This window comes from Solibacillus sp. FSL K6-1523, assembly GCF_038005225.1.
In the GTDB taxonomy this organism is placed as follows: domain Bacteria; phylum Bacillota; class Bacilli; order Bacillales_A; family Planococcaceae; genus Solibacillus.
In genome coordinates this window covers 3148539-3167755 of the sequence record NZ_JBBOSU010000001.1, presented here as the reverse complement: position 1 = coordinate 3167755, position 19217 = coordinate 3148539, and the positions used below count along the sequence as shown (strand labels likewise).

The 19217-nt window shown below is 38.1% G+C and carries 16 protein-coding genes; 14 read left to right on the top strand and 2 right to left on the bottom strand.

Annotated elements, in window-relative coordinates:
- The first annotated feature begins 114 nt into the window (after nucleotides 1–114).
- Nucleotides 115–1710 (top strand): long-chain-fatty-acid--CoA ligase, encoded by a 1596-nt coding sequence (locus tag MHI10_RS15275; RefSeq protein WP_340786871.1) that lies wholly within the window; start codon nucleotides 115–117, stop codon nucleotides 1708–1710.
- A 251-nt stretch (nucleotides 1711–1961) separates the two neighbouring features.
- Here the strand turns inward: MHI10_RS15275 and MHI10_RS15270 are convergent, their stop codons facing one another.
- Both MHI10_RS15270 and MHI10_RS15265 read right to left on the bottom strand, forming a co-directional pair.
- Nucleotides 1962–2756, bottom strand: coding sequence for an alpha/beta fold hydrolase (locus MHI10_RS15270; protein ID WP_340786868.1), 795 nt, complete (start codon nucleotides 2754–2756; stop codon nucleotides 1962–1964).
- Entirely contained in the window at nucleotides 2753–3382 is a 630-nt protein-coding gene (locus tag MHI10_RS15265; protein WP_340786864.1) for a methyltransferase domain-containing protein, read from the bottom strand. The genes MHI10_RS15270 and MHI10_RS15265 overlap by 4 nt, the downstream gene beginning before the upstream one ends.
- Before the next feature lie 139 nt (nucleotides 3383–3521).
- Here MHI10_RS15265 and MHI10_RS15260 point away from each other — a divergent pair, with 139 nt between their 5' ends.
- The 13 genes from MHI10_RS15260 to MHI10_RS15200 all read left to right on the top strand — a co-directional run bounded on the left by MHI10_RS15260 (nucleotide 3522) and on the right by MHI10_RS15200 (nucleotide 19215).
- Nucleotides 3522–4577, top strand: a complete 1056-nt coding sequence (locus MHI10_RS15260) for an ankyrin repeat domain-containing protein (protein WP_340786861.1) — start codon at nucleotides 3522–3524, stop codon at nucleotides 4575–4577.
- 90 nt (nucleotides 4578–4667) lie between these two features.
- Complete coding sequence (locus tag MHI10_RS15255; protein ID WP_340789263.1) at nucleotides 4668–5405, top strand: YwqG family protein; 738 nt, start codon at nucleotides 4668–4670, stop codon at nucleotides 5403–5405.
- Between the two features lie 82 nt (nucleotides 5406–5487).
- Nucleotides 5488–6549: a suppressor of fused domain protein gene (locus tag MHI10_RS15250; protein WP_340786859.1), complete on the top strand. Its 1062-nt coding sequence runs from the start codon at nucleotides 5488–5490 to the stop codon at nucleotides 6547–6549.
- 407 nt (nucleotides 6550–6956) lie between these two features.
- Nucleotides 6957–7709 carry an alpha/beta family hydrolase gene (locus MHI10_RS15245; protein WP_340786856.1) on the top strand — a complete coding sequence of 251 codons (753 nt, stop codon included), beginning with the start codon at nucleotides 6957–6959 and terminating at the stop codon, nucleotides 7707–7709.
- Nucleotides 7710–8147: 438 nt separating this feature from the next.
- Nucleotides 8148–10133, top strand: coding sequence for a helix-turn-helix domain-containing protein (locus MHI10_RS15240; protein WP_340789261.1), 1986 nt, complete (start codon nucleotides 8148–8150; stop codon nucleotides 10131–10133).
- Nucleotides 10134–10468: 335 nt separating this feature from the next.
- Nucleotides 10469–12640 carry an acetate--CoA ligase family protein gene (locus tag MHI10_RS15235; protein ID WP_340786854.1) on the top strand — a complete coding sequence of 724 codons (2172 nt, stop codon included), beginning with the start codon at nucleotides 10469–10471 and terminating at the stop codon, nucleotides 12638–12640.
- 5 nt (nucleotides 12641–12645) lie between these two features.
- Nucleotides 12646–13092, top strand: coding sequence for a MaoC family dehydratase N-terminal domain-containing protein (locus MHI10_RS15230; protein ID WP_340786853.1), 447 nt, complete (start codon nucleotides 12646–12648; stop codon nucleotides 13090–13092).
- A gap of 54 nt (nucleotides 13093–13146) precedes the next feature.
- Nucleotides 13147–13563, top strand: a complete 417-nt coding sequence (locus tag MHI10_RS15225) for a MaoC/PaaZ C-terminal domain-containing protein (RefSeq protein WP_340786851.1) — start codon at nucleotides 13147–13149, stop codon at nucleotides 13561–13563.
- Between the two features lie 15 nt (nucleotides 13564–13578).
- Nucleotides 13579–14742 (top strand): thiolase C-terminal domain-containing protein, encoded by a 1164-nt coding sequence (locus MHI10_RS15220; RefSeq protein ID WP_340786849.1) that lies wholly within the window; start codon nucleotides 13579–13581, stop codon nucleotides 14740–14742.
- Nucleotides 14743–14754: 12 nt separating this feature from the next.
- Complete coding sequence (locus MHI10_RS15215) at nucleotides 14755–15189, top strand: Zn-ribbon domain-containing OB-fold protein (RefSeq protein ID WP_340786848.1); 435 nt, start codon at nucleotides 14755–14757, stop codon at nucleotides 15187–15189.
- Nucleotides 15190–15215: 26 nt separating this feature from the next.
- A complete protein-coding gene (locus MHI10_RS15210) occupies nucleotides 15216–16412 on the top strand; it encodes an acyl-CoA dehydrogenase family protein (RefSeq protein ID WP_340786845.1) in 1197 nt (398 codons plus the stop codon).
- Nucleotides 16413–16434: 22 nt separating this feature from the next.
- Nucleotides 16435–17604: an acyl-CoA dehydrogenase family protein gene (locus tag MHI10_RS15205; protein ID WP_340786842.1), complete on the top strand. Its 1170-nt coding sequence runs from the start codon at nucleotides 16435–16437 to the stop codon at nucleotides 17602–17604.
- Between the two features lie 168 nt (nucleotides 17605–17772).
- Entirely contained in the window at nucleotides 17773–19215 is a 1443-nt protein-coding gene (locus MHI10_RS15200) for an MFS transporter (RefSeq protein WP_340786840.1), read from the top strand.
- The last annotated feature ends 2 nt before the right edge of the window (nucleotides 19216–19217 follow it).

Below are 19217 nucleotides of genomic sequence, written 5' to 3'. Positions count from 1 at the left end.
GAAAGTTCAAGATTTTTCCATTATAATGATTTTTATATCTGAATAATCTGAATTATACGGACGGGAAAGTAGATAGCTATAACAAAATAGTCTACTAAAGGGGAGTTGGTTAGTATGTTTGCTGCATTAACACCATTGGATTGGAAAAGAAGAGCGATTAAGTATTACCCACAAAAAGTAGCAGTTATTGACGGAGAAAAACAGTTTACCTATAAAGAATTTGGACAACGAGCTGACAGGTTATCTGCTGCACTATCAAAAGCTGGTATTCAAAAAGGCGATCATGTCGCAGTCATGCTACCAAATACGCATTATATGCTAGAAAGCTTTTATGGAATTTGCCAAATAGGTGCTGTCCTTGTACCGCTTAATTACCGACTAAGTGCAGAGGATTTGGAGTATATCATTAAGCATAGTGATGCCAAAATGCTAATAGTGGATGAAGAATTTAGTCGTCCAATTGAGGAAATTGGGGATTGTTTGCCTGTTGATCAAGTGATCATTGTTGCTGTAGAAGGGGAAACGAATTCATTGAATGCGATCGATTTTGAAACATTTATCGAACACGATTCCGATGATTTTACGCTACCGAAAACGGAAATTGATGAAAACCAGCTTCTGACATTGAATTATACGAGTGGTACAACATCTAAGCCTAAAGGGGTTATGTTAACGCATCGTGGAAACTACATGAATGCGGCCAATTTCTTATATCATTTAAATGTAAGGCATGATGATGTATATCTTCATACTTTACCAATGTTCCATGCGAATGGTTGGGGTGGCGTATGGGCTATTACAGCGGCCGGTGCAACGCATGTATGTTTAAGAAAAGTGGACCCGAAAGTTATTCTGAATTTATTTACAGAACATCAAATTTCCTTATTATGTGGTGCACCGACAGTTGTTAACTTTTTGGTGAATGAACCATTGGCTAAAGAAATAAAAATTACTACAAATCCACGAATGGCAACTGCAGGTTCCCCTCCAGCAGCTGCACTTATTGCAAAAGCACAAGCAATTCTAGGGTTAAATATGATTCACGTGTATGGATTAACTGAAACTTCACCGTTCATTTTATACAATGAATGGAAAAATGAATTCGATGAGAAATCACTTGATGAACAAGCTACAATTAAAGCGAGACAAGGAATTGAACTTGCTTTTAATGGGGAAACGAAAGTAGTGAACCAAGAAGATGGACAAGAAGTTGCGTGGAATGGGCAAGAACTTGGTGAAATTGTTACGCGTGGAAATGTGGTCATGGATGGTTATTATAAAGATCCGGAAAGAACAGCGGAAGCAATTAAAGACGGTTGGTTCTACACAGGGGACTTAGCCGTAACGTATCCTGATGGTTATATCGAAATTCAAGATAGAATAAAAGATATGATTATCTCTGGCGGTGAAAATATTTCATCCACAGAAATTGAGGGGGTACTATATAAACATCCGGATATTTTAGAGGTGGCAGTTATTGCGATTCCTGATGATAAGTGGGGGGAAGTTCCAAAGGCAATTGTTGTCCTACATGAAGGAAGAACAGTTACGGAAAAAGAAATAATCGACTATTGTCGTTCGAATATGACTCATTTCAAAGCGCCAAAAGTAATCGAATTTGTAGAGGCATTACCAAAAACAGCTACAGGGAAATTGCAAAAATTCCGTTTGCGTGAAATGAACTTGAATTCCCCTAACAAGGTAAATTAACAAATAAACTCACTCAGGTATTATTTGTGCACGGGATACAAGAATAATTTACTAGAAAAGAGAAACTCAATCGTATAGGTGTACCTAATTATTGCAATTGCGTTATGTTTGGAGCGGCGGTAATTATTAAAGAAATATTTAAAAAGGACTTGCATATATGAATTTTAATCATATATGCAAGTCCTTTTTGTCTTCAACTAAAGAATTCTTTATTGATAAATAAAACTCAAATCAATGTAAAGTTACACCAATCAAAAATGTACTGACTCAAGACTATTTAACCAGCTATGAACTAATGCATTAAATACATCGGTTTGTTCAATTTGCAGATTGTGACCAGCCATATCTAGCACTGCAAAGGTTGCTCTCGGATAATCTTCAATGAGTCGCCAAGCATCGTGGTATCCGACTACATTGTCTTGACGACCCGTAATAATGAGTGTAGGATATTCAAAATTAGACGCAATTTCGAATGTAAAGCCATATCCATTTTGACGGACTTGGTTTAAGAATTCATAATTTGTTTCCTTAGAAGGAATTAAAATTTCATTTCGAAATCTCTCCCACTCAGCTTGACCTTGCACGACCCCAATGGAGCAAAATTCATTAGCATCCTCAGGTGACAAATTTGATATCAAGTTGCTATCCCTTTTTAGAACGGTTTGCTGTGGTACCTTTCTATCATCGAATTCAGGTATCGTCATCGGTGCTATTAGCAGTAACCCGCGAACTGTGTCTTGCCGTGAATGGATTAATCCTCTAGCAATGTACCCGCCATATGAATTGCCACAAATAATAAATGGTTGATTAGGGATAATCTCGTCCAAAAGACGCAATATCGCTTCCAACATATCATCAGAGTTTTGAATAGAAGGATTTGACTTGGAAAGCCCCATACCTGGTAAGTCTATGTATATTCTTTTCCAACCGCTACGATTCTCGAATAATGGTTCCATTGCATGTAACATTACTTGATGGTCAAGTGTCCAACCGTGCAACATGACGATGGGATATCCTTCGCCAATTACTTCATAGTGAATGGTCATATATTTGCCCCTCCTCTTCCTGTGAACGGTTTTACAGCTACTAGTTTGTTCGCGGCATGACAGTGATGAATATTGTTTTCGTGCTCATCTTCAAACGTATAAGATTTGTATAAAGGTATTGTCCAATCTTTATACAAATTTTGTAACTCGCCATCTTTAAAAATACCATGAACAAATGGTGCTAAGTCATCGGGAATAGGGATCTCATCCGTGAAAACGGTGATAATATTGCAACCATTTTCATTTGTATGCTTCTTCATTTGATGAATTAAATGTTCCCAATCATTGCGCGGCATAAAATGAAAGACGCCATGCGAAATAATGAGATCAAACGTTTTTTCAAATGGGTAAGATGCAGCATCCAGTACATATGCGTTTAAATTATGTAGTTGATGAAGCTCTTTATACCGGTTAATTTTAGCAATTCCTGATTCTGAAACGTCAATTGCTTCCACGTTAAATCCTAATTTAGCTAAATAAATAGCATGTCTTCCATCTCCGCAACCAATATCTAATACGGTAGCGTTGGGAGGTAAATTTTTAGTTTGCTCAATCACTTCAATACTTGGATTCCCAAAAGCGTAATACCCATCTTCTTTATAATCTTTTTCCCAAAACGGTTGCATAAATATAGCCCCTTTTCTTAATTAACTGTAAATTCTCTTAGCAAAAAAATTATATCATGGTAAAATATAGATTGGTATATTTATGGTAAATTGCATAGTGAAGTATATTCAAAATCCAATACAAGGAGCGAAAATACATATGGCAAGGAAGAGAAAAACGTTACCGAAAAATTTTAATGAACTAATCGAAGCGGGCGATATTACAGCATTACAAGAGGTATTTACAAAGTGCGAGCTCGAAGCATATGGCGGTTATAGTAAAACAACAGCCTTAAGTTTTTTCAAAGTACCGGATGAATTGGTTCGTTGGCTCGTGGAACAAGGAGCAGATATAAATGCGAGAGACAATTATAAAAGAACGGCTTTACATAATCAGGCGATAAGTTGGCATGGGAATATAGAATTACTTCTGGATTTGGGTGCGGATATAGAAGCGTTGGATTCTCAAAATGAGACCCCTTTATTTGCCGCGGCTACTTTTTTTAAACCGAATGCGGTGCGCACGTTAGTTGCTAAAGGCGCAAATATTAGCGCGGTAAACAGGATGAATGAGACGCCTTTAGAAAAAGCTTTGGCAGTATGTAGAAATTCAAATATTGTTGATATGGTGGAAGTTGCTGAGATTTTGCTTAACGCAGGTATAACTGTAACGCTGGAAAAGCAAGAAGCGGTTAAGCGAATCGGAAAAAACTTTGAATTTCATAGAGAAGGGTTTAATAAAGAATATTTGAACGAAACGGATGAGGCACTTTCCCGTCTTTATGAGCTATTTAAAGTACCCCCAGTAGTGAAGCGAAAAACGCATGATGGTATGTCTCCAATTACCGTTAGTACAAAGGGCTGGCAGGCGCAACATAATGAACTTTGGAATTTACTAATCCCTTCGCGGGGCCATGCGCAAACTGTCCAAGGAGAGATTATCCGTATTACTGGTAAAGTTTCGTATGAAATATTAAATAACGGCGGCATGAATTGGGATAATGATTTCCGTAAAATGCTCAAAAGTTTGAACGACTATTTTAGCCTAGGGACGCCGTTAAATCCCGATGCACTTCAGGAGGCAGTCACGTTGGCGAAAGAACTTCACAAAGGGGATGGAGATGAGGAACCTGCGAGACTATGCGAATTGGCCGTGCAATGGGTACTCAGCAATCCGAATCCGATTATTTTAGAACAGCCTGAATATACGCGCTAATATTATATACGACTTATTCATGAGCAGTGGAAATGTGGCATTATCGGTTAAGTAAAGAGTCATTTATTAGAATGGAGGGAACTTACTTTGATGAAATCCGAAATTCCTAAACTTTTGAAAGAACATGAAAACCTAATTAAAGGCACTTTTAGGTATAGTAACGAAATAAATTTTAAGCGTGAAGAAACAAAACCTTGGGATAGTAAATTAGGTGGATGTCCCTATTTAGAAAATAGTAAAGATTATCCAACAGATCAAGTTGGAAAACCTATGTTGTTTTTAGCGCAAATTAATCTGGCGGATCTTGAAAGTATAGATGAATTACCAGAAAAGGGATTACTACAATTTTTTGTTGCGAACGATGATATGTTTGGTTTGGAAGACCCAATACTAGTGAAATACATTGAAGGTTTTGAAGAAGATGAAGAACGTTTAGTAAAGAAACATCCTTATGAAAATGAAGAATATAACTGGAATCTTCCTTTTTCACATAGCGGTAAAATGTATTTTAAATCAAGGGAGATGCCGATGTCTTCCTCATTAGATTTATTTCGAGAAACTTTTGTAAATAAGCTTTCAGAAGTAGAATATGAGAAGTTGAGCGATGAGTGCTGTAGTAGCAATAGTAGAATTGGCGGTTATCCTTATTTTGTTCAGAATGACTATATCGGTTTTGATGATGACGATTTTCTTTTATTGCAACTGGATATTGATGAAGAATGCGGCATTATGTTTGGTGATTCAGGGAATTGTGTTTTCTCTATTCCTAAGGAAGCTTTAAAAAATAGGGATTTTTCAAAAGTAGTGTATGACTGGCAATGTTGCTAGTAAGTTGCCAGTATGATGATCTATTCACAGTACAGGCGTGGATGTTCAGCAATTTTCAGGAAATCGACTTGGAGGATAAAAAATGACTGAAGAAGTAAACACAACTGGATGGGATGCCATTGAAGAATCATTAACGAAGCTATACGGGGAACAGGAACCGAAACATTATGGTACTGCCATTTCATATATGCTTGGTGGTCCAGATCCATTAGATGGTCTTAGTGCTTATAAGGCGGAAACACCTTCTCCACACTGGCATATTGTAACGTTTGGTTTTTCAGAGCTTTACGAGAAGGAATTGGAGAATATCGAATATAGCGGCTATGGGTTTGAGCTTTCTTTTCGAGTGACCCACAGTCAAGAGGAGGAAGAGCCTCCAGCATGGGCATTGAACTTGCTTCAAAACATGGGACGCTATGTGTTTAACAGCAATAATATTTTCGCTTCAGGTGATTATTTAGATGCAAACGGTCCAATTTGCTTAGGAGCCGATACACAGTTAACTGCTCTTGCCTTCATACCTGATCCAGAACTAGATACACTGCATACGCCTAACGGACGCGTGGAGTTTCTTCAAATGGTTGGGATTACAGAGGATGAGCTAGAGGCAATGAAAGTATGGAATACAAGAGGGGTACTTGAAGCTGGAAAAGCCGAAATACCTGGCTACATTACAGATTTATCTCGAAACTGTATGCTGCAAGTGCCAGCAATTCAGGAAAGTGTTCAAATCGGAATCGATCGTGACGGTTCGAACACAGGCTATTTATTTGTGGATCAATTAGCTTGGGAACCTGGTAAAAATGGTTTGTTCAAAAAGAAGCCAGCTGTGTTTACATTAGGAGCGAAGCAAGCGAGTACGGTTGGAAAACTGTTGCGCGGTCGTTTACTTAAGGGGAAAGATTTGATGTTAGTGAGTGAAGGTTTAAGCGTAACATTAGAGCACGCTTCAACAACTGAACTCGAAACAGGTGAGGGGACGGTTCATTTAAAACTGGATGAAGCGGTTGTCAACGAGCTCATACATAAACTGCTGCCTAAAGAAGGAGAAATTCGAATGTCTTCATCTAAAGACTTAATGATACAAGTTGTTAAAACGTACATTAAGGATCAAGATGGAAACGTGACATCTACTATTGGATAAATGAGCGAAGGTATCCATTATCTCTTGTTGTGAATTTTTTGATGGACATCAGTTTCTAATTGTAAAGTTGAGTGAATTATATTCCGAATATGGATTTCAAAGATTATTGTACATTTGGTAAAGGAAGAACGTTTGGCACCTTGTTAATTGGAGGGGCCAAGCGTCTTTCTTTTTCTAAAGAAAGAATATCTATGCAACCTGTAAGTAATAAACTGTCGATCTCATCAATATTCAATTTATCCATACATACAGTACTACAGGCTTCTCTCCTTGCATTAGAATGGATGGTACACTACAGTAAGTTGGACAGAAAAAATAAGGGCTAGTAAACTTAGACTCTACTTATAAGGGAGCGTGCTATTATGACACGTGAACGTCGAACTGGAGTAGAAAAAAGGAGATAGAAGATGAAACCCAAAAAATCATTAAAATATAAAATTATTACTGGAAGCGCGATTTTTTTCATACTATTAATTTCTGGATTTTTTATTTATGTGAATTCATACTACAAGGCTGGTTCGTTAGCTTTAGATAGTTTGAAAACCGACGCTTTTGTTAAAGTTGAGGAAAATGGAGATATATTATTTGAACCCGTATCTCATGCAAAAAATATAGGATTTATTTTCTATCCAGGAGCAAAGGTAGAAGCTTCAGCATATGCAAGTTTAGCAAATGAAATAGCATCAAAAGGGTATCCTGTGATTATTGCAAAAATGACATTTAACTTAGCCATTTTATCGCCTAATAGAGCAGATCATATAATAAGTAATTATGAAAATATTGATACTTGGGTTATAGGTGGACATTCTTTAGGGGGAGTGATGGCGTCAAATTATGCTCTTGAAAACAATAAAATAAAAGGCTTAGTATTGTTAGCATCCTACCCACAAAATAAAGTAGATTTTACTAATAAACCAATGAAAGTATTATCATTATGGGGAAGTAATGATCAAGTTGCAGATTTAAATAAAGTAAAAAAGGCTAAAAATGTAATGCCAAGTGACGCAGAATTTATAGAAATAAAAGGTGGAAATCATGGAGGTTTTGGAGATTATGGACATCAAAAAGGTGACGGTGAATCTTCCATAACAAATAAACAGCAAATGATGGACTCAGCAACTTACATTATTGAACTTTTGGATAGTTTAAACTTTGAGTAACATTTTAACGGTGTATCTGTAGTCTAAATTATGCTTAACATCGGTAAGTCCCCCTCGAAATAAGGAAAAATAAAGTATGAGGTTATGGCATCTATTGTCTCGGCAGTAGAATAATATGAAAACCATAGCATGTGCAAACGGTTCATCATACATATGACTGAACAATTTGTGGTGATGAATTCACAACTAAATTAGCACGTACTAGCAAGCCTTACAGCCATCCCGGTTGCAAGGTCTTTTTTCATTTAGCTGCATAAAATTATCCGTGCCCCCCCAAGAACAATCCCTACTCAATAAAACGAAATTTAATACTTAAAAATAATATGGAAATAAATCAAACGGGAAAATCATTTTATGATAAAATATTCTATAAAACACTTAAATTTTCTCATATTTCTATGTTTGTTGTAAATTTCGAGGAGGTTGTCAATTGTGGGGATGAATAATTATATACAGCAAGTGATTGATGAATATAAAAACGATATTCAAAATTTTTTCGTATTATGTATTTTTGATGAGCTTGAAACGCATTATGATTATCTAACTTTATACGAACAGCATATGGCAGACGGATCGATTATTGCTTTAGATCACCATGATAGTACTGCTAATTCAAAAAGGTATGTATTAAGTGAAGAAGCATACTTACAAAATGAGGAGCTGTTTTATAAACTGCGCATTGAGGCGAGAAACCGTACCATCGAGAAAATGGCGAAATCGGTTATTTTTTATGTTGTGGCACAAAATGACGATGCGAATCATTCCATTTTAAGTAATAAACAGTTACTTGATGAGGCACTTAACAAGACGAAAAGAATCATCCGAAAGACAACATTCATTAGTGACCCGATAACATGGGATTATTTTTATAGCTGGTGTAGAGCACAGCTAACGACATTTGTTTTTGAAGAAATGATCATTACAAATGGAGTGAATGGTTTGAAAAATTTAACTCCAACCGAATTAAATGAGTTATTTGTCGAACGGTTAACGAGTAATTTGACGAGTAATAGGGAGTTTATTAATAAATTTTCACGTGCCATCGATTTATATATTCAAGAATGGCAACGGAAAATCATTCATGAATTGAACAATAATATTCAAACGTATTTACGAATTGAGCATGCTGTTGAAAAGCAAGAGGTTGCACGAGTAGAACGTGAAAATATACAAATAACAACGATACCAAATTATATTTTTGTATTAAATAGTGTCGTTTATCATGCAGTGCGAGAAGCCATATATCGAAGAAGTTTTACACAAGGTGAACCGGATTCTTGGCCACAGTACAACTTTATTAAAGGCAAAACAAAAGGGCATATACGAATTATTCCAAAGCTTGAAAATGATAAAAATACGATGAATTTAAACGAAGAATCTATAATAATGGCGCATAATATTGTGCAGCAATTATCGACGATTGATGTCGATGTATTGGATATTTTATGTAGCATATTTTTGCACAGGTCCAAACATCCTGATGAAATTATCGAAATTGAGTTAGCCGATATTTTAGTAATGCGCGGCTTAAAAGCAAAGTTAGGTGGCGAGGGAAGACGGGGTGGCTTTGAAGCAAAACAAAAAGAGCAAGTCATCACGGCTTTAAGTAATATTCAAAGTTTATGGTTAACAATTGAAAAAACGGTCATATATAAAAACAATCAACCGATTCAAGTTGGCGTGCAAGGGAGAACGATACTATTTAAACAAAAAGATGGAAAAGAATATAGAGTGAACAAAGAAAATTGTAGTAAAACAATTTCATTTACACTCGACAAAGTATTGGCAAAATACTTAACATCCTCGCAAAGGCAAGTAGCCTTGTTACCACTACAGGCACTTACGTATCATGCCTACCGGTTTAGTTGTGAAAAGCAGCTATGCCGCTATTTGAGCTGGCGTTGGCGTACGCAAGCTTATAAAGGAGACTTTTTACAGCTAAATAAAATTAGCACTTTACTCGAGGCAAGTGGTGAAACTTTAAACAAACGTTCCCCAATGCGTACTCGTGAACGATTTGAGAAGGCATTGGATCAATTAACTGCCGATAAGATCATTGCAGATTGGCATTACGTGAATTGGGACGAAGATGTAGCGTTAAGTAGAGGTTGGACAAAATATTGGCTCAATACATCTGTTGTCATTGAGCCATCGCATGTTGTGAAGGACCATTATCGCTCCATTAAAAAAGTGGATAAAAATGCAGTGCTACAGGAAGAAACGGTGATGAAAAAAAATGCCATGCTTAGAAAAATAGGTGAGCGCCTTCTAGAAATTCGAAAGGAGCATAAACTCACATTGTTAACAGTAGCAGAGGCACTTGAAGTGTCAGCTTCCTATGTTAGTAATATTGAACGTAGTCAGGCAAAGCCATCTGCAAAGTTAAGAGGAAAAATCGTGAAGTGGATGGAAGCGTTTGATTGAGGGAACATTAGATCTCCATTAGAGAAAATAATTAAAAAAGTGCAAGGCTTTGCTGAAGTTAATAACTTCTGGCAAAGCCTTTTTTGTATGAATGCGCTTACAGGGTGTTAGTGTCGAGGTTAACTCGCGTAGTTGTCGGGGTTATAACGTGCATAAATTTTTTTGCTCATTTTTTTAGCCCAGTCATATCAACGGCTGAGGTACTTTATTTTGAAATAGTATGGTCTTTATAAGTATATAAGTTTATACCTAACAATTTTCTGATTATTTAAAATTCTATTGGTAAAGTAATGCTACAGATGTTAAATCTGATGAAACACTAGGGGTGTGAGTGGATGACTCAAGAAGTAGTAGGTTATGAAACTTTAAGACCGTTGTTAAACCCAAAGTCAGTTGCTGTATTAGGTGCATCAGAAAATAAATATAAAATCGGACATTTACAAATCAGGGCGTTAATTGATGGTCAGTTCCAAGGAGAAATTATTCCAATTCATCCGACCGCGACTGAAATTGCAGGATTAAAAAGTTACTCATCCTTAGCAGATGTGCCAGGTGAGATTGATCTCGTTATTTTTTGCGTAAGTTACCATCAAATAAAAGCAGGGCTCGTTGACTGTGCCAAAAAGAAAGTAAAATCAGCCATTATTTTTGCGGCAGGTTTCTCTGAAGCAGGTGAAGAAGGTCAAAAATTACAAGAAGAATTAGCCCAGTATGCAAAAGAGCATGGCATCCGTTTAGTTGGTCCTAACTGTGTAGGTCTTGTAAACACATCAAACGGCTTAATCGGTACATTCTCTCCATCTTTTTTAACAGTACCGATGGATGGAAAAAAAGGGGTAGGGTATGTTTCGCAAAGTGGCGCATTTGGTGTTTTAACGTATATGGCAGCAGCGCAAAATGGGGTTAACTTTAACTATTTCATTAGTACAGGCAATGAGATGGATACGAGTTTTGAAGATTTTGTGGAATACATGGTGCACGACGAAGAGACGAGCATGATTAGCGGCTATTTAGAAGGTACAAAAAAACCGGAGAAATTCAAGCAATTAGCGAAACAAGCGTTAAATAAGAAAAAGCCTATTGTGTTAATGAAAACGGGACGCAGTGATGCAGGAAGTCGTGCTGCAGCTTCTCATACGGGTTCATTAGCAGGTTCGGATATGATTTATGATGCCTTTTTCAAACAAAATGGTATTGTCCGTGCTGAGGATTTTGATGATATTATCGCCTTTTCAAAATTATTTAATCCAGAAAGACTGCCGACCGGGAAAAATACGGTCATTATTACGAGCTCAGGGGGGCGTGGCATTAATGAGGCCGACCGCTGTGAAAGTTATGGATTAAATATCGTGCAGTTATCTGAGGAGACAAAAGCGGAAATTCGCAAAACTTTACCAGATTATGCAAGTGTCAGCAATCCGATTGATTTAACAGCTGCCGCTTCCGTAACGAATCCAGAATTTTATTTAGAAGCAATGAAGGGGTTAGTGAATGATCCGGGTGTGGATAATATTATTTTCACGGATTTTCCATTCAATTGGGATGCAAATACACCTCAACTACAAGAGTTTGTATCGGTTGCAAAAGCAAGCAATAAAGTAATTGCTGTTTTCCCGTTCCCACTAGAAGGACTGACGTACCCGAAAGCGACGAATACGCTTGTAGCAAACGATATCGCGGTAATTTCATGTGCTTTAAATCCAGTTCGAGCGCTATCAAAGCTTGTGCAATATAGCAAGTATGTGCAGGAAAATGAACAACTATCAGATGTTGCTGCTGATTTTGGCTCGGCAAAAAATATAGATACATTATTAAAGCCTGGTGCGACTTTAAGTGAATCAGAAGCGAGTGAAGTGCTTGATCATTACGGTATACCTACGACAAAACGCTCTATCGCAAGGGACGCTGAAGAAGCAGTGAAAATCGCGAAATCGGTTGGATTCCCAGTTGTGTTAAAAATCGATTCACCTCATATTCCACATAAGACGGAAGCAGATGCGATACGTTTAAATGTAGCATCTGAAGAGGATGTACGAAATGCATTTGAAGAAGTGATGACTAATGCGAAAGCGTATAACCCTGCAGCAACATTAAATGGGGTATCCGTGCAAGAAATGTTGCCAAGTGGTGTGGAAATTATTATCGGTGCCCACAATGATGAAACATTTGGTCCAGTCATTATGGCTGGTTTAGGTGGAATATTTGTAGAAGTGTTTAAAGATATCGCGTTTAAAGTGGCGCCATTAACACGTAAAGATGCTGTTGATTTACTAGAAGAGCTACAAGGGAAAGCGATTTTACACGGCGCACGTGGGAAAGCACCAGTAGATAAGGAAGCGATCATCGACGTACTTTTAAAAGTGTCCAATTTAATGACCGACAACAAAGAAAAGATTAAAGAGCTCGATATTAACCCATTGATCGTGTATGAAAATGGGATAAAAGCGGCGGATGCCATGATTGTCGTACAAGAAAAAGTGGCAGAAATACAAGTAGTAGGAGGGTAAGTTTCATGGAATTAGCACATTTAGTTGGAAAAACGAGTAATCCCTTTATCTTTCAAGTGGACCAGCGTCATATTCGTCAATTTGCCCAAGCAATTGGTGATACCAACCCTTTATATATAGATGAAAAATATGCAAAAACGACGGTACATGGTGGCATTATTGCACCGCCAACATTTCCGGTTGCGATTAGTCCAGATAATGGAGAACAGTTCGATTTAGGCTTGGATTACCGTCGTATGCTTCACGGCGAGCAACAATTTATTTATACGCGTGCGATACGACCTGGGGATGTATTGCACTGTCAATTAAAGGTGACAGATGTATACGAACGTGAAGGGAAAAATGGCATGATGGAATTTTTAGTGCTCGACACAGAAATAGTGGACACGGTAGGAAATCATGTCGTAACGAGCCGTATGAATATTATTTATCGATCATTAGTAGTGAAATGATTTTTTATGGGCTGAGTTTCTATACTCAGCCCGATAGAGAAAGGGGAATGCTTAATGGTTCAACTGGATCAGTTAGTAGAGGGGCAACAGCTACCAACACATACAAAAGAAAAAGTGACGAAAGTGCAGCTTGTGAAATATGCAGGAGCATCAGGAGATTTTAACCCGTTACATACGGATGATGCATTCGCTCAAAAAATTGGTTTACCCGGTGTCATTGCACACGGCATGCTCGTAATGGGATTCCTTGGAGAGTACGTAAATAAACTAGCTGGTGATGTGGCAGTTGTAAAGGATTTCAAAATGCGTTTTGGTGCCATGACAGTGCCAAACGATGTCATCACTTGCCTAGGTGTTGTAAAGAAAATTTATGAAGAAGACGGTAAACAATTGGCTGTTTTAGAGTTGTTTGCAGAAAAAGGTCCACAACAAATCGTCGGTTCAGGCGAAGCGATTTTACAATTTAATTAGAAGGAGTGCTAGACGATGAATAATATTCGGAATAAATATGCCATTGTTGGCGTAGGTGAAAGTAAACGTTCTAAAAATTCTGGTGTAACGCCATTACATTTAGCATTAGATGCGGCACGGGCAGCGATTGCAGATGCGGGGTTAGAAGCAAAAGATATCGATGGCTTTATGAGTTATTCAGAGGGTGATTCTTGTACACCGCATCAAGTAGCGACTTATTTAGGGGTACGCCCTGGCGTAGTGAAAGAAATCGTTGGTGGAGGTAGTAGTACAGAATTATTAATTGCAGATGCTATCGGTTTAATCGAAACAGGGCAAGCAAAAACGGTGTTAATTTACCGCGCGATGAACGGACGCTCGGGCATGCGTATGGGGGGTGGCGGTTGGAGTACGGATTTATTACAAAATGCTTTTGATGGCGGTAGCTTCCTTATTCCATACGGCGCCGGGAGTCCTGGGCAATGGTTCGGATTATTTGCGACACGTCATATGCATCTAAACGGTTTAACACAGGAACATTTAGGTCACGTTTGTACGAGCTTTTATGAACATGCGCAGCGCAACCCAAACGCGTTTTTCCACGGCAAGCCTTTAACATTAGAAGATTACATGCAAACAGCACATTTAAGCTCACCGTTTACGAAACATGATTTTTGTTTAGAGTCAGATGAAGCGAATGCGATTATCGTCACTTCTGCGGAGCGCGCGAAAGATGGTAAGTCCACACCCGTTAAAATTATGGGAATGGCAGCACGTCAAACCGTATCTCATGCGCACTACTGGAAAAACTTAGATGAGGTTGCATCAGATTATGTGGCTCCAGAGCTTTACAAGGCTGCTGGTATTTCACCAGAAGATATTGATGTCGCGTCGATTTATGATTGCTTTAGCTGGGTAGTGTTACGCCAACTAGAGGCATATGGCTTAGCACCAAAAGGCGAAGTAGGTGACTTTGTAGCAGCAGGGAACTTGAGGCTAAATGGAAAACTACCTACAAACACAGCGGGAGGCATGTTATCGGAAGGCTATACACATGGCATGAACAATGTGCTCGAAATTGTGCGTCAAGTACGTCATGAATATGCAGGCACGAACCGACAAGTAGAAAATTGCGAAATTGGCATTTGTACAGGCTGGGCTGGTCCAGACATTGCAGGTGCGATGATTTTAAGCAAATAGGAGGATATGAATATGAGTGAAGAGACAAAAGTGAAATATGAAAAGCCAATTCCATTAAAGACAATGGATAATACGCCATACTGGGATGCCGCGGATCGCCATGAACTTGCATTGCAAAAGTGCGAAACCTGCAATTCATATAATCATCCTCCTGGCCCAAGCTGCTCAAATTGTGGAAGCGTAGATGTTGTTTGGAAAAATCATGGGAGTGACATTCAAGGAACGGTGTATTCCTATGTTGTGTCTTATCGACCATTTTTACCTGGCTTCCAAAATGATATTCCGTTAGTTATTGCGGTAATTGAATTGACGGATCTTCCAGAAGTAAAAATTATGGGGAATATTCTACATGGCAATGCAGAAAATGTCACAATCGGCACAGCTGTAAAAATGGTATGGGAAGATGTCACGGAGGATCGTGCAGTGCCACAATGGAAGCTTGCATAATTCATATTGAATAGGGGGTAGCAGCAATGGATTTTTCATATACAGCGCAAGAAGAACAGTTTCGAATGGAGCTACGTTCTTGGTTAGAAGCTAATTTACCTGAAGGTTGGGTAGAAGGTACTTTTGAAATGCCAGAGGAGCAAGCCGCTTACGGTCAATTTTTACGTGATTGGCAAAAGCAACTTTCTGACGGACGATGGGCAGCAATTGCTTGGCCAGAAAAATACGGTGGTCGTAATGCGACGCTAATGGAGGAAATTATTTACCACCAAGAAATGGTACGCGTAAAAGCACCCCCATTAGTAAACTATGTTGGATTACATATGGTAGGACCAACATTAATACAATCCGGTACACCGGAGCAACAGGAAAAATATATTCCGAAAATTTTATCGGGTGAAGAAGTTTGGTGCCAAGGATATTCTGAACCAAATGCAGGTTCTGACTTAGCAGCAGTCCAAACAACGGCTGTTAAGGACGGAGATAAATGGATTATTAACGGTCAAAAAATTTGGACGAGTTTTGCGCACTTTGGCGATCGTTGTTTTTTAGTAGCACGTACGAGTAAAGGTGAGAAGAAGCATCATGGTCTTACATGTTTCCTACTGAATATGAATCAACCTGGCGTAGAAGTTCGCCCGATTATTCAAATGGATGGGGAACATGATTTTAATGAAGTGTATTTAACAGATGCGATTGCTTATGACAGTGAAGTGATCGGTCATGTAGATGATGGTTGGCGCGTAACGATTTCGCTACTTATGCACGAACGTACAGGAATCGGTGCGCAAGTATTCTCTTTAGAGCAGCAATTTAGTGAATTAGTCGGTTTAGCACAAACGGTTACGGAAGATGATGTTCCGCTAATTCAAAATGGAGATGTTCGTAAACGGATGCTCGATTTATATATTAAATCGCGCGGCTCACTATTAAACTATTACCGTAATTTAACGAAGCAACTGAAAGTCGGACATCCAGGCGTTGAAGGCTCGATGGATAAGTTATTCGTAAGTGAAGTGACGAAAGAGTTATTTTCAGAGGCGATTTCTTTGCAAGGGCAGCAAGGTTTATTGTGGAAAGATGATGCGATTTACGGCAAGTCTTATTGGCAAAGAAATTATTTATATTCATTTGGCCAAACAATCGGTGGGGGTACGAGTGAAATTCAGAAGAATACTATTGGAGAGCGTATTTTAGGCTTACCTAAAGATGTAGGACGATAATAGAAGAAGAAGGTGAATACGAATGGATTTTTCATTAAGCCAAGAACAAGAAATGTTTCGCGAATACGTAAGAAAATATTTAACGGACATGGAACAAATGAAAGTAGCACGCGATTATATTGACAATAAAATCGAGCAGGTAAAAACAGTACTTTCAGAGTTACATGAGTTAGGTTGTACGCAATTGAATATTCCCGAGCAATACGACGGTATGGGTTTAGGGAAACTCGATTTAGTACCGATAATGGAGGAAATGGGTCGCGCATTAGTGCCAGGTCTCCATTTGGAAACGAGTGCATTTGCTGTGCCGATCATTGAACAATTCGGTACTACTGAGCAAAAAGTAATGTATTTACCGCAAATTGCAAGTGGTGAGGCAAGCTTTACGATTGCATGGCTAGAGCCAGGTCGTAGCTATAAACAACAAGGGATTCAAGTGAAAGCCACCCTCATAAATGAAACGGTTGTCATAAATGGTGTGAAAACACAAGTACCAGATGTCGAGTTAGCACAATATTTAGTTGTCCCCGTCCTTATTAACGACGAAGTGACAGTAGTGATTGTTGATAAGAGTACATCTGGCATTACTTTACGTGATCAAAAAGGATTTGATGAAACACGAAAGTTAACAGAAGTAACATTTGACAATGTGGAAATTCCTGTTCACCAAATTATCGGTCCGATTGGTGATGGTTGGGGGATTATTCAGGAAGGGTTATTGTCTTACAATGCAGCCTTGTCTTCGGTTGCGGTAGGTGCAATGGAACATATTGTTGAAATGGCAAGTGAATATGCAAAAATTCGTGAACAATTTGGTAACCCAATTGGACGATTCCAAGCGATTAAGCATCGATTGGCTGATATGAAACTAGATTTAGAAACAGCGAGGTCGCTTTCGTATTATGCGAACTGGGCACTTGAAACAGCTTCAGAAGATCGAATCGAAGCGATTTGTAGTGCGCGTATTTTTGCAACACAATCCTTTATTCGATTATCTGCACAAAATATTCAAATCCATGGTGGTATTGGTTTTACGGAAGAAATTGATTGCCATTTATTCGTCAAGCGTGCTCGTTTTTATGAAAATTATTTAGGCAGTATTGAGCAATATTACGAGCAAGCAATCGAATCATTAAACTGGGAAGTATCAGAAAAATCGATCGAGAAAGAAACAATCTTAAGCACGCAATAAATATGTTTTGTTTTAGCAGTCATTATTAAATAAATTCCATAAGTGAAGTTGTCGCAATGTTTCCGAGAGATTTCGCCTTGTAAAATACGTATTTCGTTTCTTACAGGAGAAATCTCTTTTTGTACTTGTTTTCATCATTAGCTAACAAAAATGGAGAGGGTGATATGTTTGGTCTTTAAAACAAATCGAACGGTTGAATCTTTATCGTACAAGCAAAAAGTGCTATTAATGGTTGGTATATTCCTATGTATGGAACTTGGTCTGATGGTTTCTACGGAGTTTTCTGTAGCACTACCAAAAATTATTGAAGATATTGGCGGAGTAGAATTTTATTCGCTTGTATTTACGGCTAACTTAGCAGCTTCCGCCATTGTGACACCCATTGTCGGAAAGCTGAGTAATATGTACGGGCGTCGTCAGCTATTAATTATCGGTATTTTAGTTATTTTAGTTTCAGAATTGCTGACACCGTTACTTGTTTCAAACATTTATCACTTAATGATTTTCCGAGGTATACAAGGTTTAGGGGGCGCAGCAACAGCTGTCGTAGGCCTTATTGTTATTAGTGATATTTTTGATATTGAAAACCGAGCGAAGTTTTTAGGGTTTTATGGTGCGTTAAGTGCTATAACAGCCATTATTGCTCCAACTGTTGGCGGTATTTTCGTGCAATACATGTCATGGCATTGGGTATTCTACTCAATTTTACCAGTTGGATTACTGGGATTATTTTTCGTCATTAAATTCATGCCAGAAATTCCAAAATCCAACAATTCAAGTTTAGATATTAGAGGCATAACGATTTTAAGTACCGCCATTTTAATTTTCATCGGGATTACAACATTCGGTGGAACAAAAGTGCCGTGGTTATCCGTAACAATGCTCGCATTAGTTGTCGTTTTAGTAGCAACAATTTTTATCTTTATCAAGAGCCAAAAGAAAAGTATCGATCCAATTATTCCGTTACATTTATTCAAATATCGCGTATTTATTATTTGTTTATTATCGGTCATGTCGATGATGTTTGCTGTAACGGGTTTACTTTACTTTTTACCAATGTTCTTACAAAACATGTACGGGTTCACACCGACTGAAACCGGCTTATTTTTAACTTATCGTGGGATTACATCATTTATTTTTGCTGCTGTAAGTGGCTTTGTAGTAGCTAAATTAAGAGACTTCCGTTTAGTTGCCATTGTTGCAATGATTATTTTTGCAGGATCAATCTTTGCGTTAACATTCTTTACGACAACGATTACAACATTGGCGATAACGACAATTTGTTTAGTTTGGGGTACATCAAGTGGTGTTTTAGTATCGATTTTCCATACAGGCATTCAAATGAACTTGCCGAATAAAGACATTAGTATTGCAATGGGTGTTATTCAGCTGTTTGTTGCAATTGGTTCACTGTTTGCCACATCACTATTAGGTCTATTTTTACGCAATGCGGATTTAAGTGCAGGATTTAGTTATATATTATTCACATGTTTCGGTGTCGTTTTATTTGCATTAGTCGTATTTATCGCTGTATTACAACGCCGTGATTTACGAGCTGAATCAGAAGCAGAGGGGATAAAACAACAGAGTTTAAGAGGAGAGCTAGTTTAGTT

Bases quoted from the DNA above. Each gene is read 5' to 3' on its own strand.
- MHI10_RS15275 (WP_340786871.1), top strand. From the start codon at position 115: ATGTTTGCTGCATTAACACCATTGGATTGGAAAAGAAGAGCGATTAAG.
- MHI10_RS15270 (WP_340786868.1), bottom strand. From the start codon at position 2,756: ATGACCATTCACTATGAAGTAATTGGCGAAGGATATCCCATCGTCATG.
- MHI10_RS15265 (WP_340786864.1), bottom strand. From the start codon at position 3,382: ATGCAACCGTTTTGGGAAAAAGATTATAAAGAAGATGGGTATTACGCT.
- MHI10_RS15260 (WP_340786861.1), top strand. From the start codon at position 3,522: ATGGCAAGGAAGAGAAAAACGTTACCGAAAAATTTTAATGAACTAATC.
- MHI10_RS15255 (WP_340789263.1), top strand. From the start codon at position 4,668: ATGAAATCCGAAATTCCTAAACTTTTGAAAGAACATGAAAACCTAATT.
- MHI10_RS15250 (WP_340786859.1), top strand. From the start codon at position 5,488: ATGACTGAAGAAGTAAACACAACTGGATGGGATGCCATTGAAGAATCA.
- MHI10_RS15245 (WP_340786856.1), top strand. From the start codon at position 6,957: ATGAAACCCAAAAAATCATTAAAATATAAAATTATTACTGGAAGCGCG.
- MHI10_RS15240 (WP_340789261.1), top strand. From the start codon at position 8,148: ATGAATAATTATATACAGCAAGTGATTGATGAATATAAAAACGATATT.
- MHI10_RS15235 (WP_340786854.1), top strand. From the start codon at position 10,469: ATGACTCAAGAAGTAGTAGGTTATGAAACTTTAAGACCGTTGTTAAAC.
- MHI10_RS15230 (WP_340786853.1), top strand. From the start codon at position 12,646: ATGGAATTAGCACATTTAGTTGGAAAAACGAGTAATCCCTTTATCTTT.
- MHI10_RS15225 (WP_340786851.1), top strand. From the start codon at position 13,147: ATGGTTCAACTGGATCAGTTAGTAGAGGGGCAACAGCTACCAACACAT.
- MHI10_RS15220 (WP_340786849.1), top strand. From the start codon at position 13,579: ATGAATAATATTCGGAATAAATATGCCATTGTTGGCGTAGGTGAAAGT.
- MHI10_RS15215 (WP_340786848.1), top strand. From the start codon at position 14,755: ATGAGTGAAGAGACAAAAGTGAAATATGAAAAGCCAATTCCATTAAAG.
- MHI10_RS15210 (WP_340786845.1), top strand. From the start codon at position 15,216: ATGGATTTTTCATATACAGCGCAAGAAGAACAGTTTCGAATGGAGCTA.
- MHI10_RS15205 (WP_340786842.1), top strand. From the start codon at position 16,435: ATGGATTTTTCATTAAGCCAAGAACAAGAAATGTTTCGCGAATACGTA.